Consider the following 14,339-nt stretch of genomic DNA (forward strand, 5'->3'; position numbering starts at 1 on the left):
CGGGACGGCGAAGCAGCCGTCCCGCTGTGTCTTAGTTAACCAGTATTTTAAAGGCACACGCCAGAAGGTATGAGCAATGTTAAAATTCATTCTACGTCGTTGTCTGGAAGCAATTCCAACGCTGTTTATTTTGATCACCATTTCCTTCTTTATGATGCGCCTGGCCCCCGGCAGCCCTTTTACCGGGGAGCGTAATTTACCGCCAGAGGTGATGGCGAATATTGAAGCAAAATATCACCTGAACGATCCCATCATGACCCAGTATTTCAGTTATCTGAAGCAACTGGCCCACGGTGATTTTGGCCCTTCCTTTAAGTACAAAGACTTCAGCGTTAACGATCTGGTGGCCTCGGCATTTCCGGTCTCTGCCAAATTGGGGGCGGCTGCCTTTTTGCTGGCGGTTATCCTCGGGGTGAGTGCCGGGGTGATTGCCGCCCTTAAGCAAAACACCAAATGGGACTATTCGGTGATGGGGATTGCCATGACCGGGGTAGTGATCCCGAGCTTTGTGGTGGCGCCGCTGCTGGTGCTGATTTTCTCGATTACGCTCAGATGGCTACCCGGCGGGGGCTGGAACGGCGGGGCGCTGAAATTTATGGTGCTGCCGATGGTGGCGCTCTCCCTGGCGTATATCGCCAGCATTGCCAGGATCACCCGGGGGTCAATGATAGAGGTGCTGCACGCTAACTTTATCCGTACCGCCCGGGCAAAAGGGCTGCCAATGCGGCGCATTATCTGGCGCCACGCCCTGAAGCCGGCTTTATTGCCGGTACTCTCCTATATGGGGCCGGCCTTTGTCGGGATCATTACCGGATCGATGGTGATCGAAACGATTTACGGGCTGCCGGGCATCGGCCAGCTGTTTGTGAACGGCGCCCTGAACCGCGACTACTCCCTGGTGCTCAGCCTGACCATCCTGGTGGGGGCGCTGACCATTCTGTTTAATGCCGTGGTCGACGTGCTCTATGCCGTGATCGACCCGAAAATCCGTTACTGAGGCTGAACTCGCCATGATGTTAAGTAAAAAAAATAGCGCGGCGCTGGAGAGCTTCAGCGACCAGCTTGAAGTGGAAGGGCGTAGCCTGTGGCAAGACGCCCGCCGGCGCTTTATTCATAACCACGCGGCGGTAGCCAGCCTGGTGGTACTGGGGATCATCGCCTTATTTGTGATTTTCGCCCCGATGCTGTCCGGGTTTAGCTACTTTGATACTGACTGGGGCATGATGTCCAGCGCCCCGGATATGGCCTCCGGCCACTACTTTGGTACTGACTCGTCGGGCCGGGACCTGCTGGTGCGGGTGGCCATCGGCGGGCGTATCTCGTTAATGGTCGGCATTGCCGCCGCCCTGGTGGCGGTGGTGGTCGGCACGCTGTACGGGGCGTTATCCGGCTATCTCGGTGGCAAGGTGGATTCGGTGATGATGCGCCTGCTGGAAATCCTCAACTCCTTCCCGTTTATGTTTTTCGTCATCCTGCTGGTTACCCTGTTTGGCCAGAACATTTTGCTTATCTTCGTCGCCATCGGCATGGTGTCGTGGCTGGATATGGCGCGTATCGTCCGCGGGCAAACCCTGAGCCTGAAGCGCAAAGAGTTTATTGAGGCCGCCCAGGTCGGCGGGGTCTCTACCGGCAGTATTGTGATGCGCCATATCGTGCCGAACGTGCTGGGGGTGGTGGTGGTCTACGCCTCACTGCTGGTGCCCAGTATGATCCTGTTTGAATCCTTCCTCAGTTTTCTTGGCCTCGGAACCCAGGAGCCGCTCAGTAGCTGGGGGGCGCTGTTAAGCGATGGGGCGAACTCGATGGAGGTCTCCCCCTGGCTGCTGATGTTCCCGGCGTCATTTCTGGTGGTAACGCTGTTTTGTTTTAACTTTATCGGCGATGGCTTACGTGACGCCCTCGATCCGAAAGATCGCTAAGGGGCCATAATGATAAGCACAACGCAAAATTCGCCACTGCTGGATGTCAATGATCTGCGGGTGACCTTTAGCACCCCGGATGGTGATGTCACCGCCGTCAATAACCTGACGTTCAGCCTGCGGGCCGGGGAAACCCTCGGCATTGTGGGGGAGTCCGGTTCCGGCAAATCCCAGACCGCATTTGCGCTGATGGGGCTGCTGGCGGCCAATGGCCGCATTGATGGCTCGGCCCGCTTTAACGGCAGTGAAATTCTGAATTTGCCGGAGCGGCAACTGAACCGCCTGCGCGCCGAACAGATCTCGATGATTTTTCAGGACCCGATGACCTCGCTCAACCCCTATTTACGGGTGGGCGAGCAACTGATGGAAGTCCTGATGCTGCATAAGAAGATGAGCAAAGCCGAGGCTTTTGAGGCATCGGTGCAGATGCTGGATGCCGTCAAAATGCCGGAAGCGCGCAAAAGAATGCGCATGTACCCCCATGAGTTCTCCGGGGGGATGCGCCAGCGCGTGATGATAGCCATGGCGCTGCTGTGCCGCCCGAAACTGCTGATTGCCGATGAGCCGACAACCGCACTGGATGTTACGGTACAGGCGCAGATCATGACCCTGCTCAATGAGCTGAAACGGGAGTTTAATACCGCGATTATCATGATAACCCACGACCTTGGCGTGGTGGCCGGCATCTGTGACAAAGTGCTGGTGATGTATGCCGGGCGCACCATGGAGTACGGGACGGCGCGGGATATTTTCTACCGGCCAACCCATCCTTACGCCATCGGTTTGCTGAATGCGGTGCCGCGTCTGGATGGTGAAGGGGAGTCCCTGACCACCATCGCCGGTAACCCGCCAAACCTGTTGCAATTGCCCGCGGGATGCCCGTTCCAGCCGCGCTGCCGGTATGCAATGGAACAATGTCGTTATGCGCTGCCCCTGGCTGACATTGGGGAGGGCCGCCTGCGTGCCTGCTTTAAAACCCCGGAGGAAGTCCTATGAGCGTGACTGCACAACCTAAAAACGTGCTGCTGGAGGTGTCGGATTTAAAAGTGCACTTCGACATTCGCGACGGCAGGCAATGGTTCTGGCAGCCAGCGAAAACCCTGAAAGCCGTGGATGGTGTCACGCTGCGCCTTTACGAGGGGGAGACCCTGGGAGTGGTGGGGGAGTCCGGCTGCGGAAAATCGACCTTCGCCCGGGCGCTGATAGGCCTGGTGAAAGCGACTTCCGGCAAAGTGGCCTGGCTGGGCCAGGATTTACTGGGGATGAACCCGGAACAGTGGCGGGCGGTACGCAGTGATATTCAGATGATTTTTCAGGATCCGCTCGCCTCACTGAACCCGCGCATGACAATTGGTGACATTATTGCTGAGCCATTGCGCACCTATCATCCAAAAATGTCGCGCCAGGAGGTGCAGGATAAGGTCAAAGCCATGATGATGAAGGTCGGCCTGCTGCCCAATCTGGTGAACCGTTACCCACACGAGTTTTCCGGTGGCCAGTGCCAGCGTATTGGCATTGCCCGGGCGCTGATCCTCGAACCCAAGTTGATTATCTGTGATGAACCGGTTTCGGCACTGGATGTTTCTATCCAGGCCCAGGTGGTTAACTTGCTGCAGCAGTTGCAGCGGGAGATGGGATTATCGCTGATCTTTATTGCCCATGACCTGGCGGTAGTGAAACACATTTCCGATCGGGTGCTGGTGATGTATCTGGGGCATGCGGTTGAGCTGGGAACCTACGATGAGGTTTACCAGAATCCGCTGCATCCGTATACCCGGGCATTAATGTCGGCAGTTCCGCTTCCCGATCCCGATCGGGAGAAAAATAAAACCATCCAGTTGCTGGAGGGGGAGCTGCCGTCGCCGATTAATCCGCCTTCTGGCTGCGTGTTTCGTACCCGTTGCCCCCAGGCAGGCCCGGAATGTTCCCAAACCCGGCCCCTGCTGGAAGGAAACTTCCGTCATGCGGTTTCATGTCTTAAGGTGGACCCGTTATAATCCCGGGGCCGGTTTCCGGCCTTCAGTTCCCCTGCAATCGCGAGGCACTGTGACACACCGGTGACGATACCGGGTGTCAATTGATACAAGGGTCAGGAGCACGCTTCTGGCCCTTGTACGTTATTATTGGCTCGTTATTTGTGAGGTTTATGTGCCCGCGATTACCCGGTCGCTTCGCCAGCGCTCTTTTGATCTATTGCTTGACCAGTCCAGCCCGTACAACCGTCACTTTGAAATTCTGTTCGGTGTTTTTGACGTTCTCAGTGTATTGACCATCTTTTTTGAGACCGGTCTTTCGTCCGCGCCCGGCACTGTCATTGCCCGCAGCCATATTTTTGAGTGGCTTGAGCTCTTTTTTACCCTGGTCTTCAGCATTGAGTATGTGTTGCGTGCGATCAGCACCCCCAACCCGCTGCGTTATATTTTCAGCTTTTGGGGGATTATTGATCTTGCCACCACCATCCCACTGTATGTGTTCTGGCTGTGGCCGAATATTGGCGGGGAATATGTGGTTATCTGGCGGGCAATGCGCGCGATCCGCGCCCTGCGAATATTGAAACTATTGCGCCTGATGCCCACCCTGAACAGCTTCTGGCAGGCGGTAGTTGAAGCGCGCCACCAGCTGTTTTTATTCTATTTCTTTATTGGGATAGTCATGGTGGTGGCCGGAGCGCTGATGTACGGCATCGAAGGGCCGGTTCACGGGTTTACCACCCTCGGGGTGTCGGTTTACTGGGCCATCGTGACGGTCACCACGGTCGGTTATGGCGATATTACCCCCCATACCACCGCCGGGCGGATTGTCGCGTCTATCTTGATCTTAATCGGTTACTCGGTGATTGCGATTCCTACCGGACTGATAACGTCCCAGGTCACCAAAGACATGGAAAACCGCCGCCACTCCCGGAGCTGTATCCATTGCCATCACACTGGGCACGACAGCAATGCCCGGTTCTGTAAGTGCTGTGGGCACCGGCTACCGATGAGTTAGGTGAGAGCAGCATAATGAAAGGCGCCAGCGCACTGGTGGCGCTGGCCGGTCATCGCGGGATTATTCACGCCACAGGATGTGGCAGATTTTATGGTCTTTGTCGCGGCACAGCAGTACCCGGGCGAAAATGTCATTCAGCTCGCCGCCGTCGGTTTCCGCCAGCCCAATAACCACTTCCGCGAAGAAGTCCGGGTTGAGATCGAAATCAACGTGTTCTGCCCAGTCTTCTGCCGGATCAAACAGCTCGGCGCCGCCGCGCTCTTCAAACTGTAAATTGAACAGAATAATGTCCGCAGGATCGAGGTTATCCGGCGCCAGCTCAAGGAAAATATCGTAGGCCTGCTCAAGGGTCTCGTCTTCAGTCAGGCGGTTATTCAGATCCATATCCATGTTGGTTACCACATCGTAAAGGTATAATGCGCACGTTTTACAGCAACGGACTGAAGAAGTAAAACAGCCGTTCAGCAATTCGCTGCCACAGGGGACGTTTTACCCACAACCGGGCATTTACCAGCCGGGAGCGGGAGATATAATCGTCCTGTACTGCCCCCAGATCGGCGCCGAAACCGGCATCATCAATCACCAGGGTTATCTCAAAATTAAGCCATAAACTGCGCATATCGAGGTTGACCGTCCCCACCAGGCTCAGTTGGCTATCCACCAGCACGCTCTTGGTGTGCAGCAGCCCGCCCTCGAACTGATAAATTTTCACCCCGGCGGCCAGCAGCTCGGTGAAAAATGCCCGGCTGGCCCAGCCCACCAGTACCGAGTCATTCTTGCGCGGCACAATAATACTGACATCGACCCCCCGCTGAGCCGCGGTACAAATGGCGTGCAGCAGATCGTCGCTGGGCACAAAGTAGGGGGTGGTCATCACCAGTGACTCCCTGGCGGCGTACACCGAGGTCAGCAGCGCCTGGTGAATCAGATCTTCCGGGAAGCCAGGGCCGGAGGCAATAGTCTGGATAGTGTGGCCACTGGCCTCTTCAAAAGGCATGATATTGGCATCCGGCGGGGGCGGCAGAATGCGCTTACCGGTTTCTATCTCCCAGTCACAGGAGTAGACCACCCCCATCGAGGTCGCCACCGGGCCTTCCATGCGGGCCATCACGTCCACCCACTGGCCAACACCGGCATCCTGCTTAAAGAAGCGCGGATCGACGAGGTTCATGCTGCCGGTGTAGGCAATATAATTGTCGATCATCACCATTTTGCGGTGCTGACGCAGATCCATACGGTGCAGGAAGACACGCATCAGATTTACTTTTAGTGCTTCGACCACTTCAATACCGGCATTGCGCATGATATTGGCCCAGGGGCTGCGAAAAAACGTCACGCTCCCGGCGGAGTCAAGCATCAGGCGGCAGTGTACCCCCCGGCGCGCGGCGGCCATCAGCGATTCCGCGACTTGATCCGCCAGGCCACCCGGCTGCCAGATATAAAACACCATCTCGATATTGTGCCTGGCCAGCTGGATATCCCGGATCAGGGCGTGCATGACATCATCAGAGTCAGTCAGTAATTGCAGCTGATTGCCCTTTACGCCGCCGATCCCCTGGCGCCGCTCACAGAGCTGGAACAGCGACTCGGCCACCTCGCTGCTTTCGGTGGCAAAAATACGGTTGTAGGCTTTGAGATCGTGCAGCCACTTTGCGGTGGAGGGCCACATGGCACGGGCCCGTTCGGCCCGGCGTTTCCCCAGATGCAGCTCACCGAAGGATAAATAGGCGATGATCCCCACCAGCGGCAGAATATAAATAATTAATAACCAGGCCATGGCTGAAGGGACCGCGCGCCTTTTCATCAGAATTCGCAGGGTCACACCGGCAATAATCAGCCAGTAGCCAAGGATGACCAGCCAACTCACCACCGTGTAGAAGGTCGTCATAGATCAAAAATCCTTTAGAAATCTTTTGTTAAGAGTGTACGCACAAGTTTGCCTGCTGAAAACTAAAACTCCTGCAAAATGGCTGGCGGCCGTGAATGATGGGTTTATAATAACCGGCCTGTTTTAATCACGAGCGGTAAAATGAGACACAGTCGAAATGAGGTTGGACGCTGGCGGATGCAGCGTCAGGCTCAGCGCCGTAAGTCACGCTGGCTGGAAGCACAATCGCGCCGTAATATGCGCATTCATGCAATCCGCAAATGTCTGGCAAGTCAGAAGCGCAATTCATTATTGTTCGCCATTTACGATCTCTGACGCCACTGAAGGGCGCCGTAAGGTGCCCTTTGGCCCGGTGAGAATTGCGTCACTATTGATCGTATCGCTATTTAAGATAACCGATCACCATTTGATGTAACGCGTCAACAATGGCGCTGCCGTCCTGCGCATGGTTACGCATATGGATCATTTTGCTGGCGTCAATCAGGCTGAGCATTGCCGCGGCAGCAACAGGGATATTGAGCGCCGGGTTTATTTCACCGGTTTGCTGGCCTTTTTCCAGCGCCGCGCTGAGTAAATCGTGCATCCCTTTGCTTTGCTTATCCAGCAGGGCAGCAACCTGCTGATTACGGCTCGCTTCGGCAAATAAATCAAAATACAGCGGGTAACCGCCGTCCAGGCTGCGTTGAAAAATAGCCTGGGTATAGGCTTTAATGGCGGAAATTACATCAGATGTATCAAGGGCCGCGGTAAAGGTCGCCACGGCATGCTCCAGCACCAGGTTGATGATATCGCCGAGGATCTCTTCTTTACTGGCGAAATAGTGGTACAGGTGCCCGGGGCTGATTTTTGCCCTGGCACAAATATGCGAGATTGATGTCCCCTGGAAACCTCGGGCCGAGAAGCATTCCATGGCCACCATCAGCAGCGCCTCTTTTTTCATGCTGTGTTTTTCCGGATCCCGGTTTCTCATTGCTATCCCCGATATAAACAGAGTGCTCATTCTAATTTAATTGACAGAGAATGACAGCACCTTAAAATTAGAGCGTTCATTCTAATAATGGGGTTTACCATGCAGCACCGTCGATTAGGTCATAACGGCCCCAGGGTCTCCGCTCTGGGGCTGGGATGTAACCGGATGTCATTGAAGCAACCCCGTAATGATGCTGAGAGTATCGCCACTATTCAGGCGTCAATCGATGCGGGCATTAACCTGCTCAACACCGCGGATTTTTACGGTTCTGGCCACAATGAAAGCCTGATTGGGAAGGCTTTCAAAGGGCGCCGTGACGATGTCTTTATCAGTGTGAAATGCGGGGCGATGTTTGATCCGCAGATGACATTCCTCGGCATTGATGGCCGGCCGGAGGCGATAAAAAACTTCGCCGCCTACAGTTTGCAGCGTCTGGGGGTTGAGGCGATTGATTTATACCAGCCGTGCCGCAAAGATCCCCAGGTGCCGTATGCGGAGACGATTGGCGCTATTAAGGATTTAATCACTGAAGGGAAAGTCCGCTATCTGGGGGTCTCGGAAGTGGGGGCACAGGATTTGCGTATTGCCCACGATATCCACCCGGTGACCGCCATTGAAATCGAATACTCCCTGGCCTGCCGCTTCAGTGAACGGGAGATTCTGCCCACCGCGCGGCCGCTGGGCATTGGGATTATCCCTTACCGGGTGCTGGCCGACGGTATCTTAAGCGCCACCGCCCAGCCAATACCGGCAAGTGCGGCGCATCAGATGGCGGCACCCCGCTTACAGGGGGACAATTATTACCACAATATGGCGGTGGCGGCCCAGCTGGATCAACTGGCCGGAGCGAAAGGCGTGAGCCCGGCACAGCTGGCGATTGCCTGGATACTGGCCCAGGGGGATGACCTGGTGCCGTTAGTGGGGATGACATCGACAGGGCGGCTGGCCGAAAACCTCGCAATCCTCGACATTTCATTTACCGCGGACGAGCTGGCGTTTCTGGATAATGCCTTTGCCCCGGATAACATTATCGGCGATCGTTATGCCCCGGCGGTAATGCCTTTTGTTGCCCGCTGAGGAGCGATCGCAGTAATGCGGGCACCGCAGAGGGTGCCCGGGATCATGGGGGCAGACAAGAATAATCCGCTAATCAGCCCGCCGTTTTTTGGCTAAAATACTTGCTTGAATGGCTTAACCTGCACCGATTTGTAAACTCCGGCGGCCTGATAAGGGTCATCCTGGGCCCAGGATTGTGCTGCTTCCAGGGTCGGGAATTCGGCAATAACGGTTGATCCGGTAAACCCTGCCTGGCCCGGATCATTGCTGTCCACTGCAGGCATTGGGCCTGCGGTTAATAACCGGCCTTCATCACGTAATAATTGCAAACGGGCGAGGTGCGCCGGGCGCACGGCCATACGGTTGCCCAGGGAATCAGGATGGTCTTCGGCGTAAATAACATACAGCACTATCAAAACTCCTTTATTAACGGATAGGTAGGTTACGTTAGGGGAATCGCCGGGAGACTGCAATTGAAAGATGCCGTCGGGGAAAAATGCACCGCTCAGTGGGGTAAAAAGCAACACTTGCCGTACCAATTCACTCCCGATGCAGATGCGTTATTGAATATGATTGCTATTTGCATTTAAAATGCTCTCCATCATTTGCCTATTGAATCGATTATGACTGTCATGACCTTTGATACACCTCGCCGCTTTCCGTGGCCCACTGCACTCTCAGTGGCTGTCCACGTTGCTGTGGTGGCGGGGCTGTTGTATACCTCAGTGAATCAGGTAATGCAGCTGCCGGCGCCAGCCCAGCCGATCAGTATTTCAATGGTGTCCCCGGCAGATTTGGAGCCGCCACAAGTGGCCCCGGCCCCGGCACCCGCCGTGGTGGAACCTGAGCCGGAGCCGGAACCGGAAGTACTGCCTGAGCCGCCTAAAGAGGCACCGGTCGTGATCCATAAACCGAAACCGAAGCCCAAACCAAAGCCGAAACCGGTGAAGAAGGTTGAAGAGCCGAAAAAGGACCCTAAACCCGTAGAGCCGCGCCCCGCATCACCGTTTGATAATCCAAACAGCACGGCCACCACTACCTCCCGGCCGGTTAGCGGAACGGCAAAACCGGGCCCGGCGGCACCGACAACCAGCAGTGTCTCTTCAGGGCCCCAGGCGCTGACCCGCGGGCAACCGGCATATCCGGCCCGGGCACAGGCACTGCGTATTGAAGGCAAGGTACGGGTTAAATTTGACGTGCTGGCAAATGGCACCGTCGATAACGTTGAGATCCTGTCGGCCCAGCCGGCTAATATGTTTGAACGCGAAGTGAAACAGGCCATGCGCCGCTGGCGTTACCAGCCCGGTAAGCCGGGTCAGGGGCTGATTGTGAATATCGTGTTCCGTATTGATGGCGGGGCGAGCGTCCAGTAATCCCGTCTTTAAGAGGGGGCTGAGCTGTCCCGGAGATATTTTCTGCGGTCTATTTTCTGAGGCAGAGAGATAGAAAAAAGCCACACAGCAGTGTGGCTTTTTTAATGGCGTGAGGTTCAGGCTGCGGGCAGTGGCCGGGGCTTGCCGTGCTCATCTACCGCAACATAAATAAACATTGCCTCTGTCGCCCGGTAACGCTGGCCAATGGGCTCGGAAGAGACCTTTTTCACCCACACTTCGACATTGATAGTGATCGAGGTGTTACCGCGTTTAATGCAGTTCGCGTAGCAGCACACCACATCGCCTACCGCCACCGGCTTCATAAAGGTCATACCGTCAACCCGCACGGTGACAACACGCCCCTGGGCTATCTCTTTTGCCAGAATCGCGCCGCCCATATCCATCTGTGACATGATCCAGCCGCCAAAAATATCGCCGTTAGCGTTGGTGTCGGCGGGCATTGCCAGGGTGCGTAATACCAGCTCGCCCTGGGGGACATCCTTGTGACTCATTTTTCAGTTTCCTGGGGCATATGACGATACATATAAAACCCGCTGATCACGGTAAAGAGCAGCGTCAACGCGGTTAAACCGAACACTTTAAAATTAATCCAGATGCTTTCCGGTAACCAGAAGGCGACATAAATGTTCAGCAAGCCGCAGACGATAAAGAACAGCGCCCAGGCCATATTGAGCCGCGACCAGACCTGCGCAGGCAGGGTGATCTCTTTGCCCAGCATGCTCTGAATCAGCGGTTTTCTGGTCACCATATGGCCAATCAGCAGTGCCGCAGCAAACAGCGCATAGATAATGGTGACTTTCCATTTTATAAACTCGGCGTTATGGAAATAGATAGTCAGCCCGCCGAATACCACGACCAGCACAAATGTCACCAGGGTGGTTTTCTCCACCTTGCGGAACTTGTACCAGCCGTAAAGTAGCGCCAGTGTGGTGGCCACGATCAGTGCGCCGGAGGCGATGAAGATGTCGTAAATTTTGTAAAAAACAAAAAAGACGACCAGGGGCAGAAAATCAAGAAACTGCTTCATAGTGGCTTCCGTAAAGCGATGCGCCGGGCGAGGCCCGACACACAGTATTAATGACGAATCAGCATATACAGTCGGAACAGGTAGATCAGTAACACCGCCGACAGCAAATTGTTAACTGTATTAATGATAATAGTGGCTATTGAGGGCGTTAGCGCGCTCAGCGACGACGCAAACAGCAGCAACGACAGTTTCGCCAGTAGCCAGAGGATAACCGCCGGGGCGATCAGCCGCATATTGGCCCATCCCAGGCGGGTACTGCCGCGCACTGACTGAAACACGCCGAGTTTGTCCTGGATCATCATCACCGGCGCCAGGGACAACACAATCGCCAGTATCACCCCCGGGACTATCAATAACATCATGCCCATTTGGATAACGAACGTGCTGAGAAACAGCAAAATAAACAGCCGGGGCAGCGATGGTGCCGCGGCGCCAATCGCCCGCAGAGCGCTGGTACGCTGGCCCGCAGAGACAATTTGAATTAAGAACAGCACACCGCCTACCAGCACGGTATTGCCAATCAGCGCTGAAAACGTCGATGCCGCAGACGCTTTTAGCAGAACCTGTTGTTGCTCCAGCGTCATGTTCTGCACCAGATCAAACAACCCCTGACTATCGGAGAGACTTGTACTGTCGTTAAGTATGGATAATTGCTCCTCTCCCGGCGAGAAAGCATGGGCAATGACCAGTGATATAAACGCGCTAAGTAAAGCAATCAGCAAAATGGTAACAAACTGATTACGTAAAAAATTCCCCGTGTCACGGTAAAGGCTATTTGCCGTGATAGACATGAACTCTCCTTGAGGTACGGCCAAATTTATCAGCGCATGATTGTACACTGGATAAACCTCAAGTGGCACCTTCCGCGTGCGCTACCTGCGGAATATCCGGGCGGTTAATCAGCGCAATAGCACTATCGGGTAGTGGCGCAAGCCCCCAGGCGGCCCGGGCGCGGTTACAGGCGCCGTTAGTGACACCATTTTCACCGGACATGGCGAATTCACGGCAGGTAGAAGGGCGCTGGTGGTAAATAGTGCAACTGACCTGTTTCCCCGGTTCCCCCTGTAACGCCGTACAGCGCGGGGATTTTTGGTTGGTTCCGGACATACAGCGCAAAAATGGCGTTACTGGTTCGGTCATCGCGGCGGGTACCGGGCCGGCGGCATCGTCGCCTTCTGCCCAGTAAAAAGAGACACGAAACCAGGCACAACAGGCACCGCACGTCATGCACGGGTTGATATCACTCATAAGTAAACCTGCTATTACAAAACAACGTATCACTAAGTAAGCAGATGAAAATATCCCCCGGGCGGTTAACTGGCAAGAGGCGGTATGTAAATAAATATCAGTGTTTATATGAAAAATTGATCCAGATCGTAAATCACCCACCAGGCAAATTATCAAAAATTAATCCAGATCAATGAATGTTAAAACCGCATTAAAAGTGTGACCAAATTAAGTTCACATATACTCACATTTGGTTATATTCGGGACAAATAATAAACATGACAAGGATAGAGTATGAAAAAGCAGGCAGTGGCATTGATTGTTCTGAGCGCCGTTTCAGGCAGCGCATTCGCCCATGACGCGGGGGAATTTTTTATCCGGGCCGGGACCGCGACGGTACGCCCCACCGAAGGGTCGGACAGGGTGCTGGGTATGAGCCATTTTAACGTCAGTAATAACACACAGATGGGGCTGACGTTTACCTATATGGCGACGGACAATATTGGTATTGAATTACTGGCCGCCACACCGTTTCGCCATAAGGTCGGCCTTAAAGAAACCGGCACCCTCGCGACGGTAAAACAGTTGCCGCCTACGCTGATGGCTCAGTGGTATTTTGGCGGGGCCGATAGCAAACTGCGGCCTTATATCGGCGCCGGGGTTAACTACACCACTTTCTTTGATGAAAAATTCAACGATACCGGTAAAGGGGCCGGGCTGAGTGGCTTAAGCGCCAAGCACTCCTGGGGCATGGCGGGCCAGGTCGGGCTGGATTATATGATTGATAAAGACTGGCTGATTAACATGTCGGTGTGGTACATGGATATCGACACGGAAGTGAAGTTTAATTCCCCCGCTGGCCGCCAGAACATTGATACGCGTATCGACCCCTGGGTCTTTATGTTCTCCGCCGGGTACCGTTTTTAATTCTTCTGCAAAATTCCTCTGCAAAACTGGTCATCATATGGCCAGTTTTTTCCGCTCTTTCCCGCGGGTGTCATTGTATTTATCGGTCATTGTTTTTGAGCTATGACCGAGCAAAGTTTGTGTATCGATCCCTTGCTCCCGGTACAGCCGTTCTGACAGTGAACGCTGTTCGTGAAAACTGGCCGGAGTGCCATCCTTAGCCCAGTTGTAATCAATGCTATCTCTGGCCTTACTAAACGCCACGGTCAATGCCTGTGCGGAAAGTTTCTTCCATTCGCTGAAAGTCGAATGTATCCACGGTGAACACTTTGTCAGTCGGGAAAAGTACGGGCGACGATATTTAATTATATCGGGTGTGATTACAATCAGCGGCGTCGTTACAGTGCCTGTGGCGGTCTCAGCCCGGAACAGTTTGAAAACCAGAACCTCGCTTAAGGCCGTGTCCACATTTCGTAGGGAGGATCATATATTGATGCGGTGGCCGTGATAGAGACAGGGATAGCACCGGATATAGAGTGGCCAAAACGTTTGAATTATAATGAGATAGGCTCGCAATGATGTGCTTTATTTACTGAGATCATCAAGTATTTATTTCCAATAATATAGTTGTACCTTTCATATATAACCACGTAGTTAATGGCACTAAATAAAATTTAAACAATATGTTTTTCTTTATGTCATTTGTAAAAATACCACATATCATTCGTTATTTCTAACAAACTGAGTTTTGGCAGGAGTAACTAATGAAAAAAAAGGCTTTAACTTTTCTTATTTCCATTATAACAGTATGGGGTAATCCGATTCATGCGGAAAATAAGACTACGCTTTATAAAGATGACACTGCTCTAAGGAAGGTGCGAACAAGTTCCTGATATGAGATCATCATATTCATCCGGAGCGCATCCCAGAGGGACATCATGAGCCATCAACTCACCTTCGCCGA

General features: G+C 53.9%; 17 protein-coding genes and 2 pseudogenes. 10 read left to right on the forward strand and 9 right to left on the reverse strand.

What is annotated here, in order from left to right; translation table 11 throughout:
• Positions 1-76: 76 nt before the first annotated feature.
• The 5 genes from oppB (at position 77) to F9C28_RS11490 (ending at position 4,907) form a co-directional block, all read left to right on the forward strand.
• Positions 77-997: an oligopeptide ABC transporter permease OppB gene (oppB, locus tag F9C28_RS11470; RefSeq protein WP_199015449.1), complete on the forward strand. Its 921-nt coding sequence runs from the start codon at positions 77-79 to the stop codon at positions 995-997.
• A gap of 13 nt (positions 998-1,010) precedes the next feature.
• Entirely contained in the window at positions 1,011-1,919 is a 909-nt protein-coding gene (gene oppC, locus F9C28_RS11475; RefSeq protein WP_199015450.1) for an oligopeptide ABC transporter permease OppC, read from the forward strand.
• A gap of 9 nt (positions 1,920-1,928) precedes the next feature.
• Positions 1,929-2,915 carry an ABC transporter ATP-binding protein gene (oppD, locus tag F9C28_RS11480; protein WP_199015452.1) on the forward strand — a complete coding sequence of 329 codons (987 nt, stop codon included), beginning with the start codon at positions 1,929-1,931 and terminating at the stop codon, positions 2,913-2,915.
• A complete protein-coding gene (gene oppF / locus F9C28_RS11485; protein WP_199015454.1) occupies positions 2,912-3,916 on the forward strand; it encodes a murein tripeptide/oligopeptide ABC transporter ATP binding protein OppF in 1,005 nt (334 codons plus the stop codon). Before oppD ends, oppF begins: the two co-directional genes overlap by 4 nt.
• 160 nt (positions 3,917-4,076) lie before the next feature.
• A complete protein-coding gene (locus F9C28_RS11490) occupies positions 4,077-4,907 on the forward strand; it encodes an ion transporter (RefSeq protein WP_332909413.1) in 831 nt (276 codons plus the stop codon).
• A 60-nt stretch (positions 4,908-4,967) separates the two neighbouring features.
• Here F9C28_RS11490 and F9C28_RS11495 read toward each other — a convergent pair whose 3' ends face one another.
• Together F9C28_RS11495 and cls are read right to left on the reverse strand one after the other, a co-directional pair.
• Entirely contained in the window at positions 4,968-5,297 is a 330-nt protein-coding gene (locus tag F9C28_RS11495; protein WP_002441004.1) for an HI1450 family dsDNA-mimic protein, read from the reverse strand.
• 37 nt (positions 5,298-5,334) lie between these two features.
• Entirely contained in the window at positions 5,335-6,795 is a 1,461-nt protein-coding gene (gene cls, locus F9C28_RS11500) for a cardiolipin synthase (RefSeq protein ID WP_199015457.1), read from the reverse strand.
• A 141-nt stretch (positions 6,796-6,936) separates the two neighbouring features.
• Between cls and F9C28_RS11505 the strand changes: the two genes are divergently transcribed.
• A complete protein-coding gene (locus F9C28_RS11505) occupies positions 6,937-7,110 on the forward strand; it encodes a YciY family protein (protein ID WP_199015459.1) in 174 nt (57 codons plus the stop codon).
• Positions 7,111-7,177: 67 nt separating this feature from the next.
• On the opposite strand, the gene F9C28_RS11510 is transcribed toward F9C28_RS11505, so the two are convergent.
• Positions 7,178-7,765 (reverse strand): TetR/AcrR family transcriptional regulator, encoded by a 588-nt coding sequence (locus tag F9C28_RS11510; RefSeq protein ID WP_199015460.1) that lies wholly within the window; start codon positions 7,763-7,765, stop codon positions 7,178-7,180.
• 99 nt (positions 7,766-7,864) lie between these two features.
• Between F9C28_RS11510 and F9C28_RS11515 the strand changes: the two genes are divergently transcribed.
• A complete protein-coding gene (locus F9C28_RS11515) occupies positions 7,865-8,842 on the forward strand; it encodes an aldo/keto reductase (RefSeq protein WP_199015462.1) in 978 nt (325 codons plus the stop codon).
• A 92-nt stretch (positions 8,843-8,934) separates the two neighbouring features.
• Here F9C28_RS11515 and F9C28_RS11520 read toward each other — a convergent pair whose 3' ends face one another.
• The gene (locus F9C28_RS11520) at positions 8,935-9,231 is read right to left on the reverse strand and encodes a YciI family protein (protein WP_199015463.1); all 297 of its coding nucleotides are present in this window, start codon (positions 9,229-9,231) and stop codon (positions 8,935-8,937) included.
• Between the two features lie 222 nt (positions 9,232-9,453).
• Here F9C28_RS11520 and F9C28_RS11525 point away from each other — a divergent pair, with 222 nt between their 5' ends.
• On the forward strand, positions 9,454-10,194 hold the full coding sequence (locus tag F9C28_RS11525; RefSeq protein WP_199015475.1) for an energy transducer TonB: 741 nt from the start codon (positions 9,454-9,456) through the stop codon (positions 10,192-10,194).
• A gap of 116 nt (positions 10,195-10,310) precedes the next feature.
• Here F9C28_RS11525 and yciA read toward each other — a convergent pair whose 3' ends face one another.
• From yciA to F9C28_RS11545, 4 genes are read right to left on the reverse strand one after another with little or no spacing between them, the layout of a single operon-like run.
• The gene (gene yciA, locus F9C28_RS11530; RefSeq protein ID WP_199015465.1) at positions 10,311-10,706 is read right to left on the reverse strand and encodes an acyl-CoA thioester hydrolase YciA; all 396 of its coding nucleotides are present in this window, start codon (positions 10,704-10,706) and stop codon (positions 10,311-10,313) included.
• A complete protein-coding gene (locus F9C28_RS11535; RefSeq protein WP_199015466.1) occupies positions 10,703-11,242 on the reverse strand; it encodes a septation protein A in 540 nt (179 codons plus the stop codon). The genes yciA and F9C28_RS11535 overlap by 4 nt, the downstream gene beginning before the upstream one ends.
• 47 nt (positions 11,243-11,289) lie before the next feature.
• Positions 11,290-12,033: a YciC family protein gene (locus F9C28_RS11540; RefSeq protein ID WP_199015467.1), complete on the reverse strand. Its 744-nt coding sequence runs from the start codon at positions 12,031-12,033 to the stop codon at positions 11,290-11,292.
• 58 nt (positions 12,034-12,091) lie between these two features.
• On the reverse strand, positions 12,092-12,490 hold the full coding sequence (locus F9C28_RS11545; protein ID WP_199015469.1) for a YkgJ family cysteine cluster protein: 399 nt from the start codon (positions 12,488-12,490) through the stop codon (positions 12,092-12,094).
• Positions 12,491-12,763: 273 nt separating this feature from the next.
• Here F9C28_RS11545 and ompW point away from each other — a divergent pair, with 273 nt between their 5' ends.
• Entirely contained in the window at positions 12,764-13,396 is a 633-nt protein-coding gene (gene ompW / locus F9C28_RS11550; RefSeq protein WP_199015470.1) for an outer membrane protein OmpW, read from the forward strand.
• A 33-nt stretch (positions 13,397-13,429) separates the two neighbouring features.
• Here the strand turns inward: ompW and F9C28_RS11555 are convergent.
• Positions 13,430-13,648: pseudogene (locus F9C28_RS11555) on the reverse strand (integrase); the annotation flags it as partial.
• Here F9C28_RS11555 and F9C28_RS11560 point away from each other — a divergent pair.
• A pseudogene (locus F9C28_RS11560) lies at positions 13,644-13,831 on the forward strand (IS3 family transposase); the annotation flags it as partial. The pseudogenes F9C28_RS11555 and F9C28_RS11560 sit on opposite strands and share 5 nt — an antisense overlap.
• Between the last annotated feature and the right edge of the window lie 508 nt (positions 13,832-14,339).

The sequence above is a fragment of the Shimwellia pseudoproteus genome (assembly GCF_016415625.1).
GTDB lineage: Bacteria > Pseudomonadota > Gammaproteobacteria > Enterobacterales > Enterobacteriaceae > Shimwellia > Shimwellia pseudoproteus.

Excerpts from the sequence above, each read along its gene's own strand:
- oppD (WP_199015452.1), top strand. The coding sequence starts at position 1,929 with ATGATAAGCACAACGCAAAATTCGCCACTGCTGGATGTCAATGATCTG.
- yciA (WP_199015465.1), bottom strand. The coding sequence starts at position 10,706 with ATGAGTCACAAGGATGTCCCCCAGGGCGAGCTGGTATTACGCACCCTG.
- F9C28_RS11525 (WP_199015475.1), top strand. The coding sequence starts at position 9,454 with ATGACCTTTGATACACCTCGCCGCTTTCCGTGGCCCACTGCACTCTCA.
- F9C28_RS11515 (WP_199015462.1), top strand. The coding sequence starts at position 7,865 with ATGCAGCACCGTCGATTAGGTCATAACGGCCCCAGGGTCTCCGCTCTG.
- oppB (WP_199015449.1), top strand. The coding sequence starts at position 77 with ATGTTAAAATTCATTCTACGTCGTTGTCTGGAAGCAATTCCAACGCTG.
- ompW (WP_199015470.1), top strand. The coding sequence starts at position 12,764 with ATGAAAAAGCAGGCAGTGGCATTGATTGTTCTGAGCGCCGTTTCAGGC.
- oppF (WP_199015454.1), top strand. The coding sequence starts at position 2,912 with ATGAGCGTGACTGCACAACCTAAAAACGTGCTGCTGGAGGTGTCGGAT.
- F9C28_RS11505 (WP_199015459.1), top strand. The coding sequence starts at position 6,937 with ATGAGACACAGTCGAAATGAGGTTGGACGCTGGCGGATGCAGCGTCAG.
- F9C28_RS11495 (WP_002441004.1), bottom strand. The coding sequence starts at position 5,297 with ATGGATATGGATCTGAATAACCGCCTGACTGAAGACGAGACCCTTGAG.
- F9C28_RS11545 (WP_199015469.1), bottom strand. The coding sequence starts at position 12,490 with ATGAGTGATATCAACCCGTGCATGACGTGCGGTGCCTGTTGTGCCTGG.
- oppC (WP_199015450.1), top strand. The coding sequence starts at position 1,011 with ATGATGTTAAGTAAAAAAAATAGCGCGGCGCTGGAGAGCTTCAGCGAC.
- F9C28_RS11510 (WP_199015460.1), bottom strand. The coding sequence starts at position 7,765 with ATGAGAAACCGGGATCCGGAAAAACACAGCATGAAAAAAGAGGCGCTG.
- F9C28_RS11535 (WP_199015466.1), bottom strand. The coding sequence starts at position 11,242 with ATGAAGCAGTTTCTTGATTTTCTGCCCCTGGTCGTCTTTTTTGTTTTT.
- cls (WP_199015457.1), bottom strand. The coding sequence starts at position 6,795 with ATGACGACCTTCTACACGGTGGTGAGTTGGCTGGTCATCCTTGGCTAC.
- F9C28_RS11540 (WP_199015467.1), bottom strand. The coding sequence starts at position 12,033 with ATGTCTATCACGGCAAATAGCCTTTACCGTGACACGGGGAATTTTTTA.